Origin of the sequence: Cypionkella sp., assembly GCF_030652235.1 — a bacterium.
Taxonomy (GTDB): Bacteria; Pseudomonadota; Alphaproteobacteria; order Rhodobacterales; family Rhodobacteraceae; genus Cypionkella.
In genome coordinates this window covers 20,775-45,215 of sequence record NZ_JAUSBA010000035.1, presented here as the reverse complement: position 1 = coordinate 45,215, position 24,441 = coordinate 20,775, and the positions used below count along the sequence as shown (strand labels likewise).

Annotated in this window: 22 protein-coding genes and 1 pseudogene; 12 read left to right on the top strand and 11 right to left on the bottom strand. The window is 60.2% G+C overall.

All coding sequences use genetic code 11. The features are described 5' to 3' along the window. Positions 1–6: 6 nt before the first annotated feature. The 4 genes from Q7V03_RS12545 (at position 7) to Q7V03_RS12530 (ending at position 4,008) form a co-directional block, all read left to right on the top strand. On the top strand, positions 7–2,307 hold the full coding sequence (locus Q7V03_RS12545) for a heavy metal translocating P-type ATPase (protein WP_304925931.1): 2,301 nt from the start codon (positions 7–9) through the stop codon (positions 2,305–2,307). A gap of 172 nt (positions 2,308–2,479) precedes the next feature. Further along, complete coding sequence (locus Q7V03_RS12540) at positions 2,480–2,938, top strand: copper chaperone PCu(A)C (RefSeq protein WP_304925930.1); 459 nt, start codon at positions 2,480–2,482, stop codon at positions 2,936–2,938. After that, complete coding sequence (locus Q7V03_RS12535) at positions 2,935–3,531, top strand: SCO family protein (protein ID WP_370651119.1); 597 nt, start codon at positions 2,935–2,937, stop codon at positions 3,529–3,531. Before Q7V03_RS12540 ends, Q7V03_RS12535 begins: the two co-directional genes overlap by 4 nt. 12 nt (positions 3,532–3,543) lie before the next feature. Then, positions 3,544–4,008 (top strand): DUF411 domain-containing protein, encoded by a 465-nt coding sequence (locus tag Q7V03_RS12530; RefSeq protein WP_304925928.1) that lies wholly within the window; start codon positions 3,544–3,546, stop codon positions 4,006–4,008. 726 nt (positions 4,009–4,734) lie between these two features. Here Q7V03_RS12530 and Q7V03_RS12520 read toward each other — a convergent pair. The 6 genes from Q7V03_RS12520 to Q7V03_RS12495 all read right to left on the bottom strand — a co-directional run bounded on the left by Q7V03_RS12520 (position 4,735) and on the right by Q7V03_RS12495 (position 9,991). Next, positions 4,735–5,367, bottom strand: a complete 633-nt coding sequence (locus tag Q7V03_RS12520) for a hypothetical protein (protein ID WP_304925927.1) — start codon at positions 5,365–5,367, stop codon at positions 4,735–4,737. 18 nt (positions 5,368–5,385) lie between these two features. Then, positions 5,386–6,393 (bottom strand): ABC transporter permease, encoded by a 1,008-nt coding sequence (locus tag Q7V03_RS12515; RefSeq protein ID WP_304925926.1) that lies wholly within the window; start codon positions 6,391–6,393, stop codon positions 5,386–5,388. Next, positions 6,386–7,330 (bottom strand): ABC transporter permease, encoded by a 945-nt coding sequence (locus Q7V03_RS12510; protein WP_304925925.1) that lies wholly within the window; start codon positions 7,328–7,330, stop codon positions 6,386–6,388. The genes Q7V03_RS12515 and Q7V03_RS12510 overlap by 8 nt, the downstream gene beginning before the upstream one ends. After that, on the bottom strand, positions 7,330–8,079 hold the full coding sequence (locus Q7V03_RS12505; RefSeq protein WP_304925924.1) for an ABC transporter ATP-binding protein: 750 nt from the start codon (positions 8,077–8,079) through the stop codon (positions 7,330–7,332). Before Q7V03_RS12505 ends, Q7V03_RS12510 begins: the two co-directional genes overlap by 1 nt. A 180-nt stretch (positions 8,080–8,259) precedes the next feature. Further along, positions 8,260–8,700 carry a hypothetical protein gene (locus tag Q7V03_RS12500; RefSeq protein ID WP_304925923.1) on the bottom strand — a complete coding sequence of 147 codons (441 nt, stop codon included), beginning with the start codon at positions 8,698–8,700 and terminating at the stop codon, positions 8,260–8,262. A gap of 94 nt (positions 8,701–8,794) precedes the next feature. After that, a complete protein-coding gene (locus Q7V03_RS12495; RefSeq protein ID WP_304925922.1) occupies positions 8,795–9,991 on the bottom strand; it encodes an MFS transporter in 1,197 nt (398 codons plus the stop codon). A gap of 195 nt (positions 9,992–10,186) precedes the next feature. Between Q7V03_RS12495 and Q7V03_RS12490 the strand changes: the two genes are divergently transcribed. Both Q7V03_RS12490 and Q7V03_RS12485 read left to right on the top strand, forming a co-directional pair. Further along, the gene (locus Q7V03_RS12490) at positions 10,187–10,798 is read left to right on the top strand and encodes a cytochrome b/b6 domain-containing protein (protein ID WP_304925921.1); all 612 of its coding nucleotides are present in this window, start codon (positions 10,187–10,189) and stop codon (positions 10,796–10,798) included. A gap of 9 nt (positions 10,799–10,807) precedes the next feature. Then, on the top strand, positions 10,808–11,428 hold the full coding sequence (locus tag Q7V03_RS12485) for an undecaprenyl-diphosphatase (protein WP_304925920.1): 621 nt from the start codon (positions 10,808–10,810) through the stop codon (positions 11,426–11,428). 18 nt (positions 11,429–11,446) lie between these two features. Here the strand turns inward: Q7V03_RS12485 and Q7V03_RS12480 are convergent, their stop codons facing one another. Genes Q7V03_RS12480 through Q7V03_RS12470 form a run of 3 tightly spaced genes read right to left on the bottom strand, consistent with a single transcriptional unit; the run spans position 11,447 to position 15,460 of the window. Next, positions 11,447–13,438: a bifunctional DedA family/phosphatase PAP2 family protein gene (locus Q7V03_RS12480; RefSeq protein WP_304925919.1), complete on the bottom strand. Its 1,992-nt coding sequence runs from the start codon at positions 13,436–13,438 to the stop codon at positions 11,447–11,449. Next, complete coding sequence (locus Q7V03_RS12475) at positions 13,435–14,796, bottom strand: HAMP domain-containing sensor histidine kinase (protein WP_304925918.1); 1,362 nt, start codon at positions 14,794–14,796, stop codon at positions 13,435–13,437. Before Q7V03_RS12475 ends, Q7V03_RS12480 begins: the two co-directional genes overlap by 4 nt. After that, positions 14,783–15,460 carry a winged helix-turn-helix domain-containing protein gene (locus Q7V03_RS12470; protein WP_304925978.1) on the bottom strand — a complete coding sequence of 226 codons (678 nt, stop codon included), beginning with the start codon at positions 15,458–15,460 and terminating at the stop codon, positions 14,783–14,785. The genes Q7V03_RS12475 and Q7V03_RS12470 overlap by 14 nt, the downstream gene beginning before the upstream one ends. 177 nt (positions 15,461–15,637) lie before the next feature. Between Q7V03_RS12470 and Q7V03_RS12465 the strand changes: the two genes are divergently transcribed. From Q7V03_RS12465 to Q7V03_RS12440, 6 genes and pseudogenes are all read left to right on the top strand, one after another. Beyond that, positions 15,638–16,282, top strand: a complete 645-nt coding sequence (locus tag Q7V03_RS12465; protein ID WP_304925917.1) for a hypothetical protein — start codon at positions 15,638–15,640, stop codon at positions 16,280–16,282. A 35-nt stretch (positions 16,283–16,317) separates the two neighbouring features. Further along, positions 16,318–17,100, top strand: a complete 783-nt coding sequence (locus tag Q7V03_RS12460) for a hypothetical protein (RefSeq protein WP_304925916.1) — start codon at positions 16,318–16,320, stop codon at positions 17,098–17,100. 97 nt (positions 17,101–17,197) lie between these two features. Continuing rightward, positions 17,198–17,842, top strand: a complete 645-nt coding sequence (locus Q7V03_RS12455; RefSeq protein WP_304925915.1) for a TorF family putative porin — start codon at positions 17,198–17,200, stop codon at positions 17,840–17,842. Between the two features lie 732 nt (positions 17,843–18,574). Next, positions 18,575–19,141 (top strand): annotated as a pseudogene (locus Q7V03_RS12450) (IS5 family transposase); the annotation flags it as partial. A 178-nt stretch (positions 19,142–19,319) separates the two neighbouring features. Continuing rightward, positions 19,320–20,462 carry an acyl-CoA dehydrogenase family protein gene (locus Q7V03_RS23890; RefSeq protein ID WP_370651118.1) on the top strand — a complete coding sequence of 381 codons (1,143 nt, stop codon included), beginning with the start codon at positions 19,320–19,322 and terminating at the stop codon, positions 20,460–20,462. 439 nt (positions 20,463–20,901) lie between these two features. After that, positions 20,902–22,287, top strand: coding sequence for an amidase (locus Q7V03_RS12440; protein ID WP_304925913.1), 1,386 nt, complete (start codon positions 20,902–20,904; stop codon positions 22,285–22,287). 350 nt (positions 22,288–22,637) lie between these two features. Here Q7V03_RS12440 and Q7V03_RS12435 read toward each other — a convergent pair whose 3' ends face one another. Continuing rightward, positions 22,638–23,564: a hypothetical protein gene (locus Q7V03_RS12435; RefSeq protein WP_304925912.1), complete on the bottom strand. Its 927-nt coding sequence runs from the start codon at positions 23,562–23,564 to the stop codon at positions 22,638–22,640. Further along, positions 23,561–24,358: a HipA family kinase gene (locus Q7V03_RS12430; protein WP_304925911.1), complete on the bottom strand. Its 798-nt coding sequence runs from the start codon at positions 24,356–24,358 to the stop codon at positions 23,561–23,563. The genes Q7V03_RS12435 and Q7V03_RS12430 overlap by 4 nt, the downstream gene beginning before the upstream one ends. Positions 24,359–24,441: the final 83 nt, after the last annotated feature.

Genomic DNA, 24,441 nt, shown 5'->3' with positions numbered 1-24,441 from the left:
GTTGTGATGAGCGCGAATGAGACAGGGGAACGCTGTGACTGGACCGTCACGGGCATGGATTGCGCCAGTTGTGCCACCAAGATCACCACTGCGCTGAACCGGCTGCCGGGGGTTCAGGATGTGCAGGTCGGCGTGATGACGGAACGGCTGACAGTCTCGCTGGACGCCAGCCGAACCTCACGCGACACGGTCGAGGCGACGGTGAAGAAGCTGGGATTTGGCATCGCGCCGAAAGGGTCCCCCGTGGCGCTCAAAAAGGCGTTCGTGCTGCCGGGTGCGGAAAGTGCTGCTGCGGACGATCATGCGGGGCACGACCACGCCGGACATGCAGGGCATGATCACGGGGCAACCAAGGTTGCGGCGACCGCTGCCAAACAGGATCCAGGCCACGGCGGCCCCGGCCACACCCATGCGACCGACCCCAAAGACCGCGACAAGCGCTGGTATCAAACCGCCAAGGGCAAACTGGTGATCGGCACCGGCCTTCTGCTGGCCGCCGCCTGGACGGTCAAACTCTTTGGCCCAGAAAGCATTGCCTACTACGCCTTTTTCGCGGCCTGCCTGATCGGAGTTGCCCCCGTCGCAGTCCGCGCCTTTGCCGCTCTGCGCGCCGGTATTCCCTTTACCATCGAGGCGCTGATGACCATCGCAGCCATCGGTGCCTTGTTCATCGGCGCTGCCGAGGAGGCGGCGTTGGTCGTGTTCCTGTTCGCCGTGGGCGAGGTGCTGGAAGGTGTCGCCGCCGACCGCGCCCGCGCCTCAATCCGCGCCTTGGCCGACCTGGTGCCCAAAACTGCAATCCTTGAGGAAGGCGGAACCACCCGCGAAGTAGACGCCGCCACACTGCAAATCGGCCAGCGCGTACTGGTTCGCCCCGGCGACCGTATTCCTGCGGACGGCGAGATTGCCGAGGGCACATCCGGCATCGACGAAAGCCCGGTCACCGGCGAATCCATGCCCAAGACCAAGAGGCCGGGCGATGCGGTTTTTGCAGGCTCAATCAACACCGAAGCCGCCTTGCGGATCACCGTCACCAAAGCCGCCGAAGACAACACCATCTCTCGTATCATCGCGCTAGTTGAAGAAGCCGAAACCGCCCGCGCGCCCACCGAACGCTTCATCGACCGGTTCAGCCGCATCTACATGCCCGCAATCGTCGGGTTGGCCGTTCTAGTGGCGATCATCCCACCGCTGACGATGGGCGCGGATTGGAACACCTGGATTTACCGCGCGCTGGCCTTGCTGCTGATCGGCTGCCCCTGTGCCTTGGTGATCTCGGTGCCCGCGTCGATTGCATCGGCCCTGTCATCGGGGGCCAAGCGTGGCATCCTGATGAAGGGCGGCGCGGTGATTGAGGCCGCAGCCCGCACCACCCGCGTGGCGTTTGACAAGACCGGAACCCTAACCGTCGGCCGCCCCGCTGTCACCGATGTGATCCCGCTGGGCGCGACCGAGGCCGAACTTCTGGCCGTTGCCGCCGGGATCGAAACCGGCTCCAGCCATCCCTTGGCCGAGGCGATCCTGCGCCGCGCCGATGAGGCCAAAGTAACCCCCCTGCCCGCAACCGGCGCCAAGGCGCTGATCGGCAAGGGCGTTGAGGCCACGGTGGGCGGCGCGCCCGCCTGGGTCGCTTCACCCCGTTATGCCGCGGAAATGCAGGCGCTGGACGGCCTCGGCATCCGGCGCGCGGCGGCGATGGAGGAAGACGGTAAAACCGTGGTCGTGGTGTTCCGCGAGCGTCTTGCGCTTGGCATGATCGCCATGCGCGACGAGCCACGCGCCGATGCGATCGAGGGGGTGCGGCAGCTCAAAGCCATGGGCGTCACCTCGGTGATGCTGACAGGCGACAATGCCCGCACCGGGGCCGCAATTGCCGGGCTGATGGGGATGGAACACCGGGCCGAGTTGATGCCCGAGGCTAAAGTCACCGAGATCAAGGCGATGGTCGCATCGGGTGGCGTCATCATGGTGGGTGACGGCATCAACGATGCGCCCGCGCTGGCGGCGGCTTCAGTAGGCGTGGCGATGGGCTCTGGCACCGATGTAGCGCTGGAAACCGCTGCTGCCGCCCTTCTGCGCAACCGGGTGACGGATGTGGCGGCGATGGTGCGGCTGGCCCGGGCCGCGATGGGCAACATTCGCCAGAACGTGACGATCTCGCTGGGGCTGAAGGCTGTGTTTCTGGTGACGACGGTGCTGGGGGTAACTGGCCTTTGGATTGCTATTCTGGCCGATACCGGCGCGACGGTTCTGGTTACGCTGAATGCCCTGCGCCTATTGCGTTTCAACCCGGAACGCGAGGGGTGAGGCGGTGACGGCGTTCGGATGAGCAAGCCTTGGCGTGCTGTTGCTGTATCTGGCGGCCTTCTTTGCGAGATCAACACTGGCCGCAAGGGCGGCAGGACGATCTGTCTGGCTGTTTGACCCTGAACGCGATGCGGCGGCACCGCCGATCTGAAATCGAGAATGTGAGCCACCTATGAAAATCCTGATCCCTGCCCTGATGGCCCTAATGTCCGCGACACAGGCCTTCGCCTGCGGTGGGACTGTTGCCGGCAATATCGAAATCGAAAACCCTTGGTCGCGCGCATCTATCGGCACCGACCGCCCCGGGGTCGTCTACCTGACCATCCGCAACATCGGCCCTGCGGCGGACATGCTGACAAGTATTGCAACCCCAGTCGCCGACATGCCGATGCTACATGAAACTGTCGTGACCGATGGAATCGCGTCAATGCCGCATGTGATGGCGGTGTCGGTTCCCGCCAAGGGTGCGATTGCGCTGGAACCCGGCGGGTTTCACGCGATGCTGATGGGATTGACACAAAAGCTGGAAAAGGGCGCGACATTTCCCGTGACACTGACATTCCGCGACGCGGGCGCAGTGACCGTTGACGTCGAGATTCGAGGCCTGGGGGCCAAAGGCCCCGAGTGCTGACCCGCCGCACAGTTCTGACAGCAGCCGCCACCGGAGCGGGCGGCGTCGGTTTCATGTTGGCCCTCGGCTGGTGGCGCAGCCCTGAGCCAAAGGCTTTCGACCTGCTTCCCCTGCCGCTGTCAGAGATGGATTTCACCCTGACCGACCATCGTGGCGTGTCGGTGACACCGCAAGACTGGCTGGGCCGCCCGCTGCTGGCTTTTTTCGGCTTCACGTTCTGCCCGGATGTCTGTCCCACCACGCTGAACGACATTTCCGATTGGCTGGCCGATCTGGGGCCGGAAGCAGACCGTTTGGCCGTCGCTCTTATCAGCGTGAACCCGGAGCGCGATACGCCACAGCTTCTGGCTGACTATGTGTCGAATTTCGACCCACGCATCACCGGCTATACCGGTACGCCCGACCAACTAGCCCGCACCGCCGAAGGTTTTCGGGCGAAGTTTGAAAAGATACCAACTGGCGACGGTGATTACACCATGAACCATACCGCAGGGGTATTCCTTTTCCATCCCGATGGTCGCTTTGGTGGTATCATTGATTTCCACGAAGACCGCCGCTTTGCCCTCCCGAAAATCCGCCGTATCCTTGGCTGAAAGGTCTGTCACATGCCCCACCTTCTGACCCGTCGCACTCTGCTGGTATCCGCTGCCGCGGCTGCGGCGCTGCCACTCCACGCGGAAACGAACCCCGCGATCCATGTCGTGAAGGGCACCGGATGCGAGTGTTGCTCGGCTTGGGTCGATCACCTGAAAGCCGCTGGCTTCAGCGTGACCGAGGAGGAGATGTACGGCACCATCCTGATGCGCTTCAAACAGGACAGCGGCGTGCCGCAAAAGATGATCTCGTGCCATACGGGCAAGATCGCGGGCTATGTGATCGAAGGCCATGTGCCCGCCGCCGATATCAACCGCCTGATGGCCGAAGCCCCCAACGCGATCGGTCTGTCCGTTCCCGGAATGCCCTATGGGTCACCCGGCATGGGCGATGAGTCGGCGCGTGAGGCGTATGATGTCTTCATGATCAAGCGCGATGGCACGACTGAGGTTTTCACCGCATACTCTGAGACGTGAGTGCATACAGCCCCTTGAGCCCGGTCGGCAATTGAGATGAAAATGTAATTTCGCTTAACTCCGGAGTGTGGCCGACGTTCCGCCAAATCCTGCGCTTGCATCAATCTGGGACCTCAACTTGGACCTATCGCGGCTTAGTGTAGGTTGAAGCGATCGTGCAGACTGGTTGGCGAGAAACGGCTGTTATGACGAATAAGCGCATATTCTTAATCACAGGAACGACCGGACCATGATCTTGGTGGTCGTGGCCACACTGACTCCGGACTTTGGGGGCTGATTCTGCTGTAGGCGTTGATCCGGTTTGGATTTTCGCAGACCCAAACGCCCATTGGCCGCGTCTTGAACCGCTCGGCCCAGCCACAGGATCGCCCGGCCGTCTTCGCCGCGCAATTTTTCCTTTCACTTGCCTGTTGGCTGGTCACCTATCTGCTTATCGGCTGGCCTGCAAATGACCCATCGCATGTGCCGCACAGCCATGCTGACCTGCCCGCAAACCACCCACATCTGGCACCGGACACCAGCGCGGCGCACAGCCATGACTTTACGATTGACGCCTTGCACCGCCAGTGGCCGAAGCCTGCCTAGAGGCCTCCAGCCAAGAGCATAAATCCAAAGGGCCGACAGCCACCTCATTCAACAGAACAGCGGCGCGGAGATGTTCTCCCGCGCAGCTGATGACTTGCCTAACATATTTCAGAAATTTGTGACGCTTTGGACCGAACCCACTCAGTCCGCCGCTTCCGCACCGCCTTTGTCCTTGGCGACATCTACACTGACCGGAGCGAAGCCTTCAGCCTTCAGGACGAACGTGATCGTCTTTGCCGCCTGGCTGGTGATGTAGATCGAGTTCGGGTTGGCGCGGAAATGCCCGGCCACGGCCCCGTCGTCGAAGTGAAGCCGCGCCTCGCCACCGGCGGGAACGCTAAAGCCGTCAAGCTTGCGGAAAATGCCCTCGACCTTGCCCGTGTCGGCGTCCGTGATGCTGTAGTAAATCGAGAATCCAGACAAAGCCGCGCTGCCCGAATTGGTCACCAGCAGTTCCAAGTGATCGGTTGCGTCCTTTTTGGCCGCATAGTCATAGTTGTTTTCGACCAACGCTTCCTTGATCCCGAAAGGGGCTGCCGCACCGGTCATGTCCAGCGGGTTTGCCATGAAGGCAGGGTCGGCATCGGCCAGATCGTTCTGGCCGTCACCATCAGTGTCCGCCACCATCGGATCGGTGCCAAGCAGCACCTCCGAGGCATCGGGCACACCGTCACCATCCGTGTCGGTCGTGGTCTGCGAGAACCCGGGACTGGACAGTGTCAGGCCAAGGATGGAGACGAGAGCAAGCGTCGAGATGTGTTTCTTGAGGGTCATAGTGTAGTTCCTTTGAGTTCAGGCTTTTGCAAGCCGGTCGGGGTTGAGGGGAAGGGCCAGCGCAAGTGCGCCGAGCCCGAGGGCAGTGAGAAAAATCCAGATCAGATTGCCCAGCATTTCGATCAGGATCGGGCCAAGCGGCATCCCGGCATAGGTCGCCTTGATCCCCAGCACGGCGAAGGTGAACCGCTCGAAATGTTTGGTGACAGAGGCCTGCTCGATGCCGTCGCGCACCGTCTCGAAAGTCGCAAAGCCCTTCATGATCTGGATCTGATCGGGCTTGGCGATGTTCAACTGCTTGAACACGCCCCCGGCCACCTGATTGTCGGGGTCCAGCGTGTCACCGATCTGCGGCGCCACCAGCACCAGCGTCAGCCAGATCGCAAAGGCGACCAGCAGCGCGTGGCTGGGTTGCTTCATGTGCAGCGACAGGATGAAACTGACCAGGAAGAAGCAGGCGGTATAAGCCACGGCCACAGCCCAGACGATGGCGATACGCAGGAGATCATCCATGCCCAGCCCGATGCCGGACATGAGGTGCAAGAGCAGGGTCAGCCCGCCCAGAACCAGCGCAAGACCGCCCGCCAGCAGGCCGATCCCGGCCAAGGCCTTGCCCGCCACGAATTGCCACCGGCGCATCGGGCGGGTCAGCATCAGCGCCAGGGTTTGCCGACCGCGTTCGCTGGCGGCCGAGCGATAGCCGATCAGGATGGCGATGGCGGCCCCGATGATCTCGATCTGCTCGATGGCGCCGCGCAGCAGGCGCAACGGGTAGAACTCGGGTGCCTTGATCGCATCCGCAGATTTGCCAAGCGCCAGCAGAGACGCCTTGGCCGCTTCGTATGTGGCGACGTCGCTGCGCAACGCAATGGCACCCGTCACAAGGGCCACCAGGGCTGCAAGGCCCAGAAAGGCGGTGACGATCAGGATGAAACGGTCGCGCAGCGCATCGCGGATATCCTTGCCGGCGATGGTGCGGACAGGGGTTGGGTTCAATCGGATGGAGTTCAGGGCGGCGTCAGACATTGTACTCTCCTTGCGTCATGGAAAGCCGGGTCAGTGCGCGCCAGGCGATTGCGCCAGCGAGGCCGGTCGCGAGGACCAGGTTGATCACCGGCGGGATGAAGGACGGCGAGGCGATGCCCTGCGGCAGGTAGTCAAGCAATGCCGCCGAGGCGAACTTGTAGGCATCGGCCAGCGAGACGGGGCCAAGTACGACAGCAGCCCCGTGAAAGAAGCTGGTGTCGGGAGGGGTGGCCAGCGCCGAAATCGGATTGATCGCAGCCGTCGGGTTCAGGTTTGCGGTCAGCTGCGGAAGGATGAAGGTCAGGGTCAGCCAGAGGGTGACGGGCAGCAAAAGCCCGACGGTTTCCGACTTTGCCCAAGTTCCTGCCGCGAGGCCGATCAGACCGAAGATGCCCATGTAAAGCGTGGTTACGGCCATGAAACCGGCCAATTGGGCCCACTGCGTGCCCGTCAATGTGATGACAGGCAGCATCAAAAACGTTGCAACGGCTACAACTCCGGCCACCGCGCCCAAAGCCAGAATTAACCCGGTCAGGGCTGCTATCTTACCAGCTGCATAGGAATTTCGGCCAAGCGGACGAATGCCGATCAGCGGCAACACTCCTGCCTTGCGATCAAGGCCAATCAGCCGATTGCCGATCACGATGGCGGAAAGCGCCCCGATCAGTGCTACGTAGACCGACATGTTGCGCATCAACGACAGGGGCGAGATGTCCAGAACCGGGTTCGTCGGCACCGGCTGGCCTGCCGCTTGCAGAAAGGCCGCCGCATCCAGATAGATGCGGTTGACCGTCGAGGTCGCGGACCAGCCGAGCCAGGCTGAAACCAGAACAAGAACGACGAACATCAGCGACAGAAGTGCCACCGTTCGTTCGCGCAGCACAAAGCGAGCGGATTGGCGGGCGATCAGCCAGCCGGGTGAGGGTGCAGCTTCCATCACGCCACCTCGGCCAGACGGCCAACCGGGGTCAGCGACAGGTAAAGCTCCTCCAAGGCCGCGTCGTCGCCATAGCGGGCGGTCACTGCTTCAATCCGGTCGTGGTAGACCAGCTTGCCGTGGCTCAGCACCGCTATGCTTGTGCAGGTCTTGGCAATCTCGGAAATCAGATGGGTGTTCATGAAGATGGTCATCCCGAATTCGGTATTCAGGCGCATCACCAGGTCGCGCAGCATCTTGATGCCCATCGGGTCGAGTCCTGATGTGGGCTCATCCAGAAACAGGACTGCGGGCTGGTGCAGAATGGCCTGAGCAAGTCCGACACGCTGACGCATCCCCTTGGAAAAGCCCCCCACACGCTTGTCGGCCAGATAGGTGCACTCCAAGAGGTCAAGCACCTCTGCCACGCGCCGCTTCGGGTCCGCCACGCCCGACAGGCGGGCAAAGAAAATCAGGTTCTCAGCTGCGGTCAGGGTGTCGTAAAGCCGCACGTTTTCGGGGACATAGCCGATGCGGCGCCGCACTTCCAACGGCTCACTGCAGATGTCATGCCCTGCCACGGTCGCCGTCCCAGAGGCGGGACGCGCCAATGTGGTTAGCATCTGGATTGTCGTCGTTTTGCCCGCGCCGTTGTGACCGAGAAAGCCGAAGATCTCGCCTTCGGCGATGTCCATCGACAGGGCATCAACGGCGGTCACCCCATCAAAGGATTGGGTTAGCCGGTTCAACCGGATCATGGGTTCAGGCATTGGGGCTTCCTTTTCTGGGGGGGCCGTGTGGGCGGGTTCTCGATGGACCCTGTTTGTCTGCCCCACACCGCAGCGTCCTTTCGCCCAACTTACAGTTTTGTAATGTGGGTTTTTCCGGTGATGGCCTCTGGGCAAAGGACAAGGCGGTGCCTTGCGGCACCGCCTTGTCCTGGCATTGCGTCAGAGATCAGTTATTGGCGTTTTCGCCATCCTGCTCGCTGTCACTGCCATTTTCGCCGCCGTTCTCATTCTCGGCGCCGCTGTCCTGTTCGCCCCCTGCTGATCATTTTCGGCCAGCGTGACGTTCATCACTTTGCCATCGGCGGGATTGATGGCGACGGTTTTCTCGCTGCCGTCGGCAAGCACCACATCGGCCATGATCAGGTCAGGCGCACCGTTTTCCCCGCTCTGGTATTCGATGGTCGACACCTTGCCGCCGGCGGCCGCTTCTGCGGCAACAATCGCCTGGGACAGGCTCGTGGGCGAGGCCAGGAATGCCTGCGCTTCGGCCATCTGGTCTTCGATACCGACAGTCGGGATTTCGGCAAAGGCCGAGGTGCCAGAAATCAGGGAAAGCGCAAGAAGCGCGCCAGTGATCGTCAGGGAAGTCTTCGTTTCCATGGGTCTCTCCAGTCAATCATGACCGCTGGTTGCGGCCTGATGAAGGAGAGATGGGGTTGCCATCTTACACTCAGTTGTCAGCAGCCTTACAACCTCAGGCCCCGCGCGCGGTGCGCAGATTTCCGCCACGCTTGAACAGCAGAACCAAGGCCGCAGCACTGAACACGGCCCCCGTCAAGAACGTTGCCGGGGCACCAAGGCTGTCCCACAAGAGCCCCGCCACAAGGCTTGCGATCAAGAGCGCAAGACCACTGACCAGGTTGAAAAAGCCGTAAGCCGTACCACGCAGGTCTGCCGGGGCGGTGTCGGCCACCATGACCGCCAAGAGGCCTTGCGTCATACCCATGTGAAAGCCCCAGACCGCCACACCGGCTAGCACCACGGCCCAATGGGCGGAACTGGCAAGGATCAGGTCCGCCACGATCAGCAAGACCAGCCCCCCGATCAACAGGGATTTGTGGCTGATGCGATCAGAAAGATCGCCTAGCGGGTATGCCGACACTGCGTAGACCAGGTTCATTGCCACCATGACCAGCGGCACGGTGGCCAGCGGGATGCCGCTTTGCTGGGCGCGCAGGACCAGAAACGCCTCGCTGAAGCGGGCCAATGTGAACACCGCACCAACGCCAACCACCTGCCAATAGGCGGGCGGCAGACGGGCAAGATTGGCGCGCCGGATCGGGTTTTGCCGGATCGCTCCGGCCTTTGGCGGTGGCTCCTTTACCCCAAAGGCCAGAAGGGCCACTGCCATCGCACCGGGGATCACCGCCACCCAGAACACTGCCTGAAAATTGTTTGACCACAGCAACATCAGCCCCACCGCAATCAGCGGCCCGGCAAATGCACCGACTGTATCCAGCGACTGGCGCAATCCAAACGCAGCACCGCGCAACTCGGGTGGTGCGATATCAGCGACAAGCGCATCGCGCGGTGCGCCGCGAATGCCCTTGCCCACGCGATCCAAGAGCCGCGCGGCCAACACGACACCCACACTCGGGGCAAGGGCGAACAGCGGCTTTGTGCCCGCCCCAAGCCCGTAGCCGATCAGCGCCAAGCCTTTGCGCCGCCCGAACCAATCACTCAGCACACCCGAAAACACCTTGACGATCAGAGCTGTTGCTTCGGCCAGCCCCTCGATCAGCCCGATCATCAGCGCACTGGCCCCTAAGGAGGTGACCATAAATAGAGGCAACAGGCTGTGGATCATCTCGGACGAGATATCCATCAGCAAGCTGACAAAGCCTAAAACCCAGATGCCGGTCGGAATCTGGCTGCGGTTGGACGCGAACATTGTGCTGGCTCCGGGCGATGAACTGGCTGGGCGATTTCCGGACTGTGCGTCGTCATCTCGCATCTGCGCAACCACAACGCCCCTCTGCAACCTTACAAATTTGTGAGTTGGTTGAAAGGCTGTCGCGGTAGTGGGGACTTAGAGGGAGCTCAACGGTCCCCTCTTTCTGGCCGTCCCCAATTGGAACACCTCGACATGCCCAGCACCGATCACAACACAAACCTTCAAACCCGGCACAATCGCGCAACCCGCCTGTTGCACGCGGGTTTGGCCCTTGCCATCGTGACCCAGCTTTTGACCAGCCTGCAGATGCACGGACCAGACGATGTGCAGGCCGGCGACATCCTGTTTCAGGTTCATCGGTATTCGGGCATTTCGGCCACGGTTCTGGCGTTCGGGCTTTGGATGACAATTCTGCTTAGGTCGCGCGGGACAGACCTTGGCGCGCTGCTGCCGTGGTTTTCCGGGCGGCGTTTGGCGGCACTGGGGCGAGATATCAAGGTGTATGCCGGGGCAGCGTTGAAGCTGCGCCTTCCCGAGCATGACCCGGAGGCGGCATTGCCTTCGGCCATTCACGGCCTTGGTCTTGTGCTGATCTCGGCGATGGCCGCCTCCGGCGCGGTTTATTTCGTGCAGGTCGCACTTGGTCTGCATTCGGCCGAACCGGATGGGATGATCGCGATGACGGTACATCTTGCGCTGGCCAATCTGGTTTGGGCTTACCTGATTGCCCACGCTGGTCTCGCCATGCTGCACCATCTGTTGCGGTCGATGCGCCTGTCGACGATGTGGGCTTTTGGGCGATAAGGTAATAATATGTCGGTGTCAGCCGTAGAACTTTGGAACCAAAGCGCATTTCTTGCGATCAACGCCGGTGTGCAAGCCCCGGCTTTTGTCATCACAATTGCCAAAATTTTGGCAAACTGGACTATCAATCTCGCGATGATCCTGATGATCCATGCATGGGTTCGGCGCGGCAGGGCCGTCAGATTTGCGCTACTCGATGCGACATGCGCTGCATTGATCGGCTTGGGTATCGCGCAGGGAATTTCTGCAATCTGGTATCACCCAAGACCCTTCGAGATCGGGCTGGGGCGGCAATTGCTGGACCATGCCGCAGAAGCGTCGTTTCCAAGTGACCACGCCACATTGATGTTTTCTCTTGCAATACCTCTACTTTTCTGCGCGGAAAGTCGGCGCTGGGGCGGCGCGCTTCTGCTTTTGGGCTTTGCCGTGGCCTGGTCACGCATCTACCTCGGGGTTCATTTTCCCTTGGACATGCTCGGCGCTTTTGTTGTTGCCGCCTTTGCGTCTTTCTTGATCCGGATGGCTGATCCGCTTCTTCATCGCCTGTTCTATCCCCGGCTGGTCTCGATCTACGAGACAGCGCTTCGCAGGCTCGGTCTTCCGGGTGCCATCTTTCCACGCAACCTGTAAAATCGAAACCCGGAGCGATCACTGCGCGGCGGCAAGTGGCAGATCGACAATCCTGCTCGGAACCCCATCAGTTTGAGGCAGCGCCGCCACAAATGCGGCCTTTTCGGTGGCCAGCTGGTCAGGCCCAAATGACGCCTGCTCCAGTTGCGCATATCCGAAAACGACCGCGTCCAGCCTGTCAGCAGTCAGTGACACCAAGAGGAGCGGGGCACGGCCTGTGCCATCCTGCACCAGAGTTTGCGTTCCCCAGATACGCAACACCATGCGCTGATCATTGGCTTCCATCTTGGTGAGGGTCGCCAAAGCTGAGCGACCTAGATGCGTCATCGGCCAGGGCGGGTGACTGCCTAGAGTTTGACGAGACGGCAGGACGGCCGAAAGGATCTCGCCCGACAGTGTGGCCTGCGATGATTGCCATCCGGCAGCCTCGAATGCGGTCCCCAGGTCTGCCAGAGGCCAGGTGGTTTGCAGCAGCATCGGCTCGCCCGGGTCACCATCCAGCAAGATGCGATGGGTGGGCTGCTGCTGCCAACCGGTCGCCAACCAGTCAGCTGCGGCAAGCGTCGTCACGGGCGGAGTGGCGTCATAGCGGGCAGCAGCAGTGGCCCAGCCAGTCCATAGATGCAGCGGCATGATGCCCAGCCCGATGACCATCAGCACGGCAAACATCCGGCGCGGAACGGCCACGACCCGCGTATGCATGAGCAGGGCGACGACGCTGACCAAAGCACCGCCGAACAGCATCCCCGCCAGCACATCACTGGGCCAATGCGCCTGCAGATAGACGCGCGACAGCCCGATCAGCGCAATCAAGGTGGCAAAGCTGCCGTAAACTACACTGCGAAACCTTGCGGGCAAGGATTGCGCCACGAACAGGGCAAGCATGCCGAAGATGATGGTGGCCAATGTGGAATGGCCGCTGGGAAAGCTGAACCCGTCAGCGCCTTGGTACATCGGGATCGGGCGCGCGCGGTGCAGCAGCGTCTTGAACAAAGGCACAAAGACAACTCCGGCAACGCTTGCTGCCGCCACAGACCCTGCCAGCGCCCATTGTCTGCCGACTGCAAGGACCGCGATCAGGAGCAGCGCCACCGGCAGCAACACCGCCATATCACCCAACATGGTGATGCCAACCATCGCAGATGTGGCCCAATCCGTACGCAGTCCCTGCACGAACTGCCCGATCGCCGCATCCGCCAGCGCCATTTCCGGATCAAAGATCACTGCGACAAGCAGCAGCGCAAAGCTGGCAAGTGCAACGAGTGCCAGCCCGATCAAGGCAGCCGCCTCCAGCATCCGGTCGTGATTTCGCAAGACACGAGCCAAAGCTCCGCTGCGGCCACCCTGACGCTCAAGCCAAAGTGCCAGGCGTTGGCGGCCCCGGTCGGCCGCAGGGACCAGAATGCCCCGCACAAGGCGCAATGCGGCCCAGGCCAGCAACGCGGCCGCCGCGCCGAGCCCCGCGAGGATGGCAAAGCGGGGATTGGCGGCATGCACGACCTGAAGCCCACGCCCCAAAGCGATGCCAGGCAGCAGATGCGCCGCGGCCCAAACGAAAGCCGACCCGACATTGACCAGCGCAAAACGTGTCGCGGTCATGCCCATCATTCCAGCAATCGTTGGCACCACTGCCTTCACGCCAGGTATGAAACGGACGATGAAAATGCTCTTGCCGCCATGGCGCGCAATGAACTGCTCGCCCTTGGCCATCAGCGCGCTATAGCGCGCGAATGGCCAGAAGGTGCGGATTTGCTGTTTCCAATGCACGCCCGCCCAAAAAGACAAGGCATCTCCGGCAATGGCCCCGGCAACGGTCGCCGCAAAGACTGGCAGAAAGGCCATCTTTCCCAGCCCGATCAAGGCGCCCAGACCAACCAGAACCGTCGTCGAGGGCACGAACAGTCCGATGATCAAGAGCGCCTCGCCAAACGCCACAAGGAAGGCAAAAAAGATCGCCAGCATTTGATGGGCGCCAAGGAAATCCACGAATTGTGAAAGCATCTGGGTCATGATGCACCGACGATTCGCGCAAATTGCAATTCTACCCTCAATCCCGGCAGTGCATCTACCAGCCCAAGTTCGGCACCATGTAGATCCGCTACGGCTTTGACCAGCGACAGACCAAGCCCAGTACCTTCGGTTGTCCGGCTTTTCTCAAGACGGTAAAGGCGACGGAGCACCAACTCTCGCTCCCCTGCCGGTATCCCCGGCCCGGTATCTGATACGGATGCCATCACCCGGGTGCCCTCCGCCCGCACTTTGCAAGTGATCAACGTGCCCGTCGGGCAATGCCGGATGGCGTTTTCGATCAGATTTGCAAAGGTCTGGGTCAGCAGTTCCTTGTCACCCATCACCCATGCGGCCCCCGCCATATCGCACAGCAGGGTCTGGCCAGCATCGTCGGCCACCTCGGCATAAATATCTCCGACGTCACCGAGCAATGCTGCCAGATCGACCGGCGCGAATTTTTCCCGACGCGCCCCGGCCTCGATCTGGGCGATGCGCAGCAACGCGGAAAACGTCTGGTCGATGGCCTCACTTTGCACAATGGCGGCGGCAAGGTCGTCCCCGACTGGCGCAGAGGAGGCGGCGCTGCGTGCCGCCTGCTCGATGTGAATGCGCAGTCTATTCAGCGGCGTGCGCAATTCGTGGGCGATATCGGCGCTGACCTGACGCATGGCCTCGACCAGCGCGCCAAGGCGGCTGAGCGTATGATTGATCTCGCCTGAAATCAGGTCAAGATCATCGCCGCGACCAGACACTGCCAATCGAGTGGACAAATCCCCACCTGCGACGCGGTGCAGCGTAGATGTTACGTCGCTGAGGCGGCGCTGAAGCCTGGATGCGATCCATGAACCGGCAGCGATAGCAGCGATGAGGACTGCCAAGGCAGACCATCCGAACCCGGCCAGAATGATTTCTGATAGATCATCAAGATCTGCGTTGCTCAGCCCGACCACCAAATACTCGCTGTTCAAGTCGCCCGCATATACGCGGTAAGGATAGTCGGATTGAACCCCCAGAGCGGAGGCTTCGACTGTAGACCAGCCTGACTTGATCGGAACATCCTGAATGTTGGCTGCCAGAATCTCGCCCGCGGCGTCCCTGAGCAAGAAAACGGACGAATAATTTGGGCTGGCTTTGATGCGGGCGGCAATCGACTCGACCAGATCCTGCTTATCGGTGACATCGGATTGCTGCAATGTCGTGAAAATTTCCATCAACCGTGCATCCTGCCTGTCGGCCAACTGCCGATGCAGCACAGTATAGCCAAGCGCGCCGACCAAGATCAGCGCGCCGAGCACCGCCAGCGTGACACCAAGTGCCAGCCGGAATGAGCTGTGCCGCCAAAGATCAACGGGGCGCATGAATCGAATAACCCATGTTTTTCAGTGTGTGCAGCAAGGCCACGTCAAACGGTTTGTCGATCTTGGCCCGCAAGCGGCTGATGTGTGTTTCCACCACTGACGTTTTTGGGTCGAAATGGAAATCCCAAACCCTTTCCAGAAGCATCGTGCGCGTAACCACCCGGCCTTCGTTGCGCATCAAGACCTCAAGCAGCGTGAACTCCTTGGGCAGAAGATCAATCGGCTGCCCTCCTCGAGAGGCCTGCCTGCGCATCAGATCCAGTTCCAGATCCGCGACCTTCAGGACCGTTTTCACCTCTTGCACCGGGGGACGGCGGGATAAAGCATTGACGCGCGCCAGCAGTTCGGCAAAGGCGAAGGGCTTCGTCAGGTAATCGTCGCCACCGGCCTCCAGCCCCTCGACACGGTCGTCTATGCCACCAAGCGCGGTCAGGAACAGCACCGGCGTCTTGCGCCCTGCTGCCCGCAAGGCGCGCACCAGTGACAGACCGTCAAGACCGGGGATCATCCTGTCCACGACCAGCACATCGTAGCTTTCCCGCGTGGCAGCAAACAGCCCATCTGTCCCATCACCCAGCACGTCGCAAACATGGCCGTTCTCAGACAAACCGCGCGCAACATAGTCGGCGGCAGAGGGGTCGTCTTCGATCAGCAGGATGCGCATTGGGGCTTTGTCTCTCGGTGTTGCAAGTAATTTATCATCGTCTGAATGCACCTGCGGCTTAACACAAACGTCGCGGCCACCATACAAATCTGTAAGCCCGCCGAAAGTTGGCGGTATGGCCATGACCGTAGAAGCACCTCTGACGGGGCAAATCCGCCTCTGACAGGAGCTTGAAAAATGAAACAACTTCTTTTGGCCACCGCTTTGATCGTCGTTCCAGTCGGTGCCTTTACCGCCTTCAATCTCTACGTGGCCGGGCCAAGCGTTGCCGCAGCCACCGTTACCCCGACCACAGGCCTTGGCGACATGTCCGCCTTCAGTGGCATCGTGGCCGATGTCCAGACCATCGCGGCCACGGGCGATCTGGCTGCTGCGAAAACCCGGATCAAGGATTTCGAGACCGCCTGGGATGATCAGGCAGCAACATTGCGGGCGCTGGACGGCAATGCCTGGGGCGCCATTGACGATGCCGCCGATGCGGCGCTCGCCGCTCTGCGGGCCGGAACGCCAGATGCGGTATCAGTTGACACTACCCTGACCGCCTTGCAGGCCACGCTGACAAGCCCTGTCGCGGCCACAGCCGCCCCTGTTGCAGCCACCCTTGTATCTGGTATCGCTGTCACGGACGCCAATGGCCGGGCCTTGCCTTGCGAAGTGATGCTGAAGTCGGTGTCTGACGGCCTGACCACCGCCAAACTGTCGGATGCGGATCACGCTGCTGCCGTCGACTTCCAGACCAAAGCACTTGAACGCTGCAATGCTGATGATGACCAGCGGGCCGACGGCTTCTCGGCACAAGCCTTGGCACTGGTGTCGAAATGAGCGTCTCAAGCACCCCCAGCCGAGAAGCCAACATCATGCAAATTTCACGTGATCCAATGCCCAACCGTGCCATAAACCGCGTACCGGAAGTCACCGTGGATTTCTGGCTGATAAAGCTTATGGCCGTAACCATGGGCGAAACCGCTGCGGATTACCTCGCGGTCAACCTAGGCCTCGGCCTGACGATGACCTCGCTCATCATGGCTGCGATTCTGATCGGGGCTTTGTTGCTGCAATTTGGTCAGAAATGCTATGTGCCTTGGTCCTACTGGCTGGCGGTGGTGCTGATCAGCATCGTGGGCACGTTGGTGACTGACAACTTGGTGGACAACTTCGGCGTCTCGCTGATCACGACGACAATAGGCTTTTCTGTGGCTCTTGCCGCGACATTCGCTCTTTGGTTCGCCGCCGAAAAAACCCTGTCGATCCACGCGATCTTTACCACCAAACGCGAGGCATATTACTGGCTGGCGATCTTGTTCACCTTTGCGCTTGGCACAGCCGCGGGGGATCTGGTCGCCGAGCATTTCGGTTTGGGCTATCTTTCCACCGGCGTGCTGTTCGGTATGATCATCGCCTCGCTCACCTTCGGATATTTCTCCCTGAAGCTCGATCCGATCCTTGGGTTCTGGCTGGCCTATATTTTGACCCGCCCGCTTGGCGCGTCGTTCGGCGATCTTTTGTCGCAACCGGCTGAATACGGCGGCATGGGCCTTGGCACCATCATCACCAGCAGTCTGTTCCTGTCGGCAATCGTAGCGATTGTCGGTTACATGAGCCTGAAACCTAAGCGTCGCGACGAGGTAGCACACGGGTGATCCGTGGCACTGACCGGAGTCTTCGGTGCCGATTTTGCAGTCGGACCCGAAGACCATTCGACGCAACATTCCCAACAATCTCCTTGAAAGGCTTCTCATGAAAACGCTCGTGGTTTCCACTGCGATGATAGCACTCCTTCTGCCGTCGACCGTGCTGGCTGAGGACCTGTCGTTCGGCGGCGGTGTCACCGTCACGTCGAACTCCCTATCGGACGGTCTGTCAGAGACTGGCAACAGCCCCGCCATCCAGCCCTACTTCGAACTCGCCAAAAACGGCTTTTACGCCGGGGTCTGGGCAACAAACTTGAAGGACGATGTCGGAAATCGAGCCGAACTTGATCTGTCGCTGGGCTACAGGGGCGAAACCGGCTCTGGCCTCGGATACGACCTTGGCTATACGCAGCATTTCTACGACAAGACTCACGCCGCATCGTCCGAACTGGCGGGTTCGCTTGGCGTTCCTGTGACCGACCGGCTGTCCGTCTCGGGCGAGGTGTCCTACGATCTGGCGGAAAAGACCTTTGGCGAAAGTCTTGGCGCTGAATTTGTGCTGGCTGACACTTGGACTCTGCACGCCGATGTCGGGCGCGCCGATCCATCCGCAAGCGTGAATTGGGGTGCTGGGGTCGGCTATGCGCTTGATGACAGGACCACGCTCGATTTTCAGGTGCAGGACACGGTATCGACAAGTCCGCTGGTTGCCCTTACAGTGAACTATGCCTTCGGCGATGCGTCAAAGTAGGCTTTGCGGCGGCAAGTCGTCCTTTCTGGGCCAGTGCCCGACCTTATGTTTCTGGATGGCCCAAATTTTCCTCGACCTGATTGGCGTCCCGTTTGCGATCACTTGTCGCAAACGGCATAAGATGGCCACAAGATCTTGGCGCGGTCATCACCAGCACCATGCTTCTCGCCACGTTCAGTGTGATTTTTTCGTCAATGAACATGACCGGTGACGGCGAGTAAAATGCGGCGCTGACCTGACGTTGGCCACGGACCGCCAGCGTCAGGTTTTAACATCCAGTTGTCGCATCATCTCTTACTACAAAGGATATGCGCGCTGTCGGGCCGTTCCCCCCGTCAGGCGCAGCCTCAGCAGAGAACGAGGACCGTGGCCCGAGCACAGCAGCGTCCTGTGTCAAAATGCAAAGTATTCCCGCTCGCTTTACCGGATGAATAAAACGTTTACATGGTGTTGACGTATTTAAGACCAATCAAAAACCGAACGGCTTAGGCATTTCCAGCTTCAGGAATTCGTCCATTTTCTCTTAATCTGTGATGTGGGAATGGGACTGCATAATAGTTGGACGAAACGCAAAGTGCCGGCAGGTTTGCAGCATAGTCAGAAGCGCCTGCTCACAGGCTCGGTGCCGCGCTAAACTCATCGAAAGCAGACAAAATCTCATATTTAATGGGCTCTGTTGCACAAATCCCGTGAGGGATTCATCTCGTGAATCCAGGATGGTAGCTGGGGTGGATGAGCAAGCCGAACACCCCGAGCTACAAGACACTGAACTGGCCCGCGTACAACAAGGCGCTCAAGCGCCGCGGGTCTCTGACGATCTGGTTCGATCCTGGTATGGCGTGGGCGGCGAAGCCGACCGGCAAGCGTGGACGACAGCCCATTTACAGTGACGCCGCCGTTCAGACCTGCCTGACGATGAAGGTGCTGTTCGGCATGGCGCTGCGGCAAACGACCGGGTTCGTCGAGAGCCTGTTTTGCTTGGTCGGCCTCGACTGGGACGTTCCGGACTTCAGCACGCTCAGCCGACGCCAGAAAACCCTCGCCGTGAACATCCCGCATCGGGGCGCGCAGGGTCCGCTGCACCTCCTGATCGACAGCACGGGGATCAAGGTCGAGGGTGAAGGCGAGTGGAACGCGCGTAAACATGGCGGTCCCAAGCGTCGCGTCTGGCGCAAGGTGCACCTCGGGATCGACGAGCAAACGCTGGAGATCAGGGCGGTCGAGGTCACCAGCAGCGACATCGGCGACGCGCCCATGTTGCCAGAGTTGCTCAGTCAGATCCCTCCCGATCAGGAGATCGCAAGATCCGTGTTGCCGTACTGAACGGCTACACCGCCCTCGGCATCCCCGTCACGAAGGTCGTGGAATAGGTCTGTCCGGGAGAAGGGGAACTCCGGCCATCAGCCGATTTGTGCAACAGAGTCGGATACCCCACAACAGTTTGGTCGATACTTTCCAATTGGGAGGGCTATGCACCATGGATTTTGCAACTCTAGAAAAAGGTTTGGACGGGCAAATCGCAACCTGGTCAGCAGACCGGTCGGCGCGAATTGCAAGGTTGGCCCTCGACAAAGCGGATTTTGATGCTCTTGCCAGGATCGGCCTGACACTTACGGGTGTGCCTGTCAGTCATGGTGGCCTTTGGATTGACGTGGCGCAATCTGCTGCGCCGGTAGCCCGGCTTTTGCGCAAATTGGCTGCTGTGGACCCCTCACTTGCGCTGGTCGTATCGATGCATCCGACGGTATTGATGTTTTGGATCACGGAACCAAACGCCGGCGCACCCGCAGGTTGGAAACAACACCGCGACGGCGTTTTTGAAAAGGCAAGATCTGGTCACTGGTTTGGCACCGTCGCATCTGAGCCTGGTATTGGGGGCGATATTCTCGCGACCCGCTCTACCGCTAAACCGCACGCCGAAGGTGACTGGAGCATGAGCGGTGATAAATTTATGGGCAGCGGCTCGGGCATCACCTCTTTCATGATGACCATCGCGCGGCCCGAGGGCGAACCGCAGCCCGATGTCTTCTTGCTCGACACGCGCGATATTGGCTGGGAAGGTGCCGAAGGACTGAAAATGGTGCGCGCTTGGGATGGCTTGGGCATGGCGGCAACACAAAGCCATGCTTTCCGCTTTGACGATGTGCGGGTCGCGCGGCACGGATTGCAGGGCGGTATCTTTGATCTTTTGCCGCAGATCACGCCAGTCATCGGCTTCATGTTCTCGGCGGTGATCATGGGTATTCTTGATGCCGCTGAAGCTGAAGCTAAGCGCAGTCTTGGCAAGCGGGCAAGCCGGTTGTCGGCCTTTGAGCAGACCAGCTGGATCGAGGCTCAGATGCAAATCTGGCTTGCCCAACAGGCATTCGAGGGGATGTCGCGATCGCTTGGCACCGGCAGCGCCGGCACCAATGTTCTGCACGGCAAGCTTGCCATCGCTGATCTGTCCGAAAAGGCGCTGGCAGGCCTGAGTCATGCCCTTGGCGGATCCAGCCTGTCCAGATCCAGCCCCTTCGGCCAATGGATGCAGGACGTTCGCGCTCTGGGCTATCTGCGACCGCCACGCGCCTTAACCCATGCGCGTCTTCTGGAAGGGCTTACTGCACCGGCGCGGGCATGATCCGGTAACTTGATAGGCGCAACCGTGTCGCTTTGAAACTAAAAAATAGATTTTGAACAGTCTTATGGTATTCGGCTAGCGGACGAAAGCTGAAGCTCCGGTTTTCAAAGCCCGAGTAGGCTTGCCATAACGGTTTTGGCAGATGACGGTCTTGTCCGCACCAGAGACATTCGTCCCCGGATTTCGCTGCGCCGAGGCATGAACGGCCGCTTCGGGGAAGCCGCACCGCAGCGTAGGAACGCTCTCGACCGGCGGCTAAGGGCCGTGACCAACAGCAACACGATTGCCCTAAGTGCTGCATCTTCGTCGTTATATCGCGCTGGCCTCATGTACTACCGAATTTGCCAGTTTTTGCCGATTGTCGCGCTCGGATTGGACTGTCATCCTGCCCTTGCCGGGCCGACATCTGAGCAGCGGCTGGCCTTAGTGGAAAGATCATATGACTGCGCTTTGGAAATTGACTGCAAGCGAACTGGCGCCTTTCATTGCCGAGCGGCAGATTTCCGTCAAGGAAGCTGTTGCTTCGGTACTGGAACGGATCGAGGCCGTGAACCCCGCCCTGAACAGCATTGTGCAGCGGATGGATGAGCAGGCTCTTGCAGCGGCAGAAGCCGCAGACATCGATCTGGCCCGTGGCGAGGTTCCAGGTCCACTGACTGGCATCGCGGTGACGATCAAGGTGAATGTCGACCAGACTGGCTTTGCCACCACGAACGGTTTGCGCACCCAAACCGGGCTTATGGCAGAGGCTGACAGCCCCGTAGTGGCCAACCTGCGCAAGGCGGGTGCAATTGTCGTGGGTCGCACGAACACCCCCGCCTTTTCACTGCGATGGTTCACGCGTAACAGCCTGCACGGTGCGACGACAAACCCGCGCGACGATAGCCTTACGCCGGGGGGATCGTCCGGCGGGGCCGGGGCTGCGGTCGCGTCGGGCATGGGAGCGATCAGCCATGGCACCGACATTGCCGGGTCGATCCGATATCCGGCCTATGCCTGCGGCGTGCACGGGCTGCGCCCGTCGCTAGGGCGTGTTCCCGGTTTTAACGCCACCGCCGGAGATCGGCTGATCGGTGGGCAGTTGATGGCGGTGTCCGGGCCGCTGGCGCGATCAATCCCAGATCTGCGACTTGCATTGGCTGCAATGGCTGCTCGGGACATGCGCGATCCTTGGTGGCAGCCGATGCCGCTGCGGGGTGCCGATATGTCGCGCAAGGTCGCCTATGTCGAGGCGCCCGATGGCATGAAGGTGGCCCAGCCGGTCCGCGATGCGCTTCGCGCCGCAGCAGCCAAGCTGAGCGACGCGGGGTATCAGGTTGAAGATGTGACACCGCCGCCCTTGCGCGAGGCGCGCGACATGCAGTTGCGCCTGTGGATGGCCGAGTTCAGACAGGACGGCACAGCCGCGTTGCGCGCCGAAAACGATCTGGATGCAAATTTCGTCTATGCACAGATGACCCGCCATTGCCCCGAGATTGATCTGCCCGACCTGATGGTCACATTGAAAGCGCGTGCGCGCCTCACCCGGCTGTGGCGGACCTTTCTGGCGGAATGGCCGCTGGTGCTGTGCCCCGTTTCAGGTGAGTTGCCGTTCCTTAATCACCAGGATGTCGCCTCGCCTGCCGCGTTCGATGCGGTGCTGGAGGCGCAGCTTACGATGATCGCCATTCCATTCATGGGCTTGCCGGGCCTGACCGTTGCCGCTGGTTCCGTGGGCTCAAAGCCGGTCGGGGTTCAGCTTGTGGCCGATCAGTTTCGCGAAGACCTACTGCTGGCGGCTGGCGAGACGCTAGCCCCGGAACCCGTTGGACTGGCGTTGGCGTAACGAAAGCGAAGCGTGCACCGATGCACTCGTCTGGGTTAAAGCTGGTCTCGGATGAGAAATTGCTTGTCCCTGATCAATCACTTTGTATGACCTTTGGTTGCATCTATTTACAAAGGCGGCTGCGGGGACAATGTGCATCCGGGATGCCGAGGCGTCAAAAGCACGCAAAGGACCGGCTGCGTCGATGGGGCTTTGAGTTGAGCAACGGGCGGGAAGCAGCCTGACGGCAGCGCTACACGGTCGCTCCAGCGAACCCGAAAAGCTATCGCTCAAGCAGCACGCGGCGAGGTGGGCGCGAGTGCTGCTTTTCTTGTGGATTAACAAAGTGTCAACACTGCCTTTTGGCGGAATTATGCCGCCAGTTCGTATTGCAGAACGCGGTTGCCGATTGACTGAACTGTATCGAGCGCAAGCAGGCGCAATTCTTCTTGATCGGCCTGCTGTTCAAGGTCTTCCAGCGCCTCGCTGATGTTGGCTTGTTGTTGGTCAGAAACTTGGGGGTCATCCTTCGGCGGGCGATGGAGGATCATCTCATGTGCTCTAGCCAAGATGCTGTGCGGCTCCCGATCTCGCTCGACCTTGAGATCCCATAGACGCCGCTTGATCAGATGCACCGAGTTCGTGATGGCGCCAGCTTTCAGTGTCCCGAAATTGGCGACCAGCCTAGGTCCCGCGAAATCAATGACGACGCGGTGGCTTCCACCCTTGGAACGCCGGGCGCGCGCTTCTCTGATGTCGGTGCTGAAATACTCGCCGAAGCCTTCGCGTTGGGATTTGACGAAATCGCAGACCAAGAAGGGCAGACGGTCTCCTGCCCGTTGGCCCTCGGCATCACCTACCGCCAACATCGTCAAGGACTGCACATCGTGACTGGTGCGGGGTGAATACAAAGACGAAAGCGCAGCCATCCAGCTTTGGGTCAAGGCCTCTAAACTCGCTCCTTCTGCCTCCCGACAACTTCCAATTGTAACACCGGAGACCGGAGGGTCAGGGGAGAACAGCGCCTCAATCGACCGTTCCGCCAGGTCCTCACGCAAGCACATGCCAGCCAAGGTAATTGCGTTAACGATGGTAGGCGCGTTTTCGCCATAGAAGCATGTTATCTTTTCATGGCAGTTCGCAAGTTCGACGTGAAATCCAGTGGCATTCGCTGCAGCAACACCGATAACAAATCTCTCATCAGATCCTGAAATTGGCTCAAGCAGGATCGGTGCCCAATGAGCGCGGACGCTCTCCTTCAGTGAAGGGAAGCGGCTGGAGTCCAGTCGAAGGGTCATAACATCACCGGCACATTAAGCGCTTTGCTGGCATGGAAAGTGACCTGAGCGCTGCGCTGCGTCAGGAACTGCTTTAGGGCGTCAACATAATTCATCGGCATCAGATCCACCACGCGGCTGGACTTAGTAGGTTCCTCGGCATCAAACCCCGCCAGCGCAGCCTCGAACGCTTGCGCTTCTGTGCGTCGGGTATCCTTTTGATCAGTACTCAGGAAAGGAGTCATCCACTCGGACAGCCGACTGGCAAACTCTTTGGCGGGGTCGAGATCAGATGGCCCCCAAGTCGGTCCAGTGAAGCAATGGCCGTGATCAATCAGCCATGTATCCCCGACGCTGCCGAAAAGAAGGTTGCCGCAATGGCGGTCAATGTTGGCAATCCAAGCGTCGAATGCATAGAGTTTGCCTAAGTCTGGCCATTTTGAGATTTGGTCGATGATGGCACGTTTACCTATCGGTGTTGACGCGCGAAGCCGAAATGTGACGTTCGGTACCTTCACATCGGTGCTGACGAAAACCAAACGGGAACCATCGGGCAGTGCAGGTGCCTTGTTCACGCTCAGTATGTCGGGACGGACCAACCCAAGGAAACTGTCGGGGATGGGCAGGCCAAGCCGACGGGCCAGGCAAAAGGCGAGTAGCTCGTTGCAGAGCTGGATCAGATCGAGATCCTTGATTATTGCCTGCCTGATCTCTCCGCCATGAAGTAAAACCTGCCCACGATACGTCTCGTTGACGTTGCCTTCCGTGAAGCCTGCCGCCCCAAGCAACACTGTTGCGAAGTTGATTTCCGCCATGCCGTTCCTGCGCGATAGGTTGATCTTGTCACTAAGTATGCAGGTAAACCGCTTAAACCCGAGGCGGGCAACTAAAAACGGAT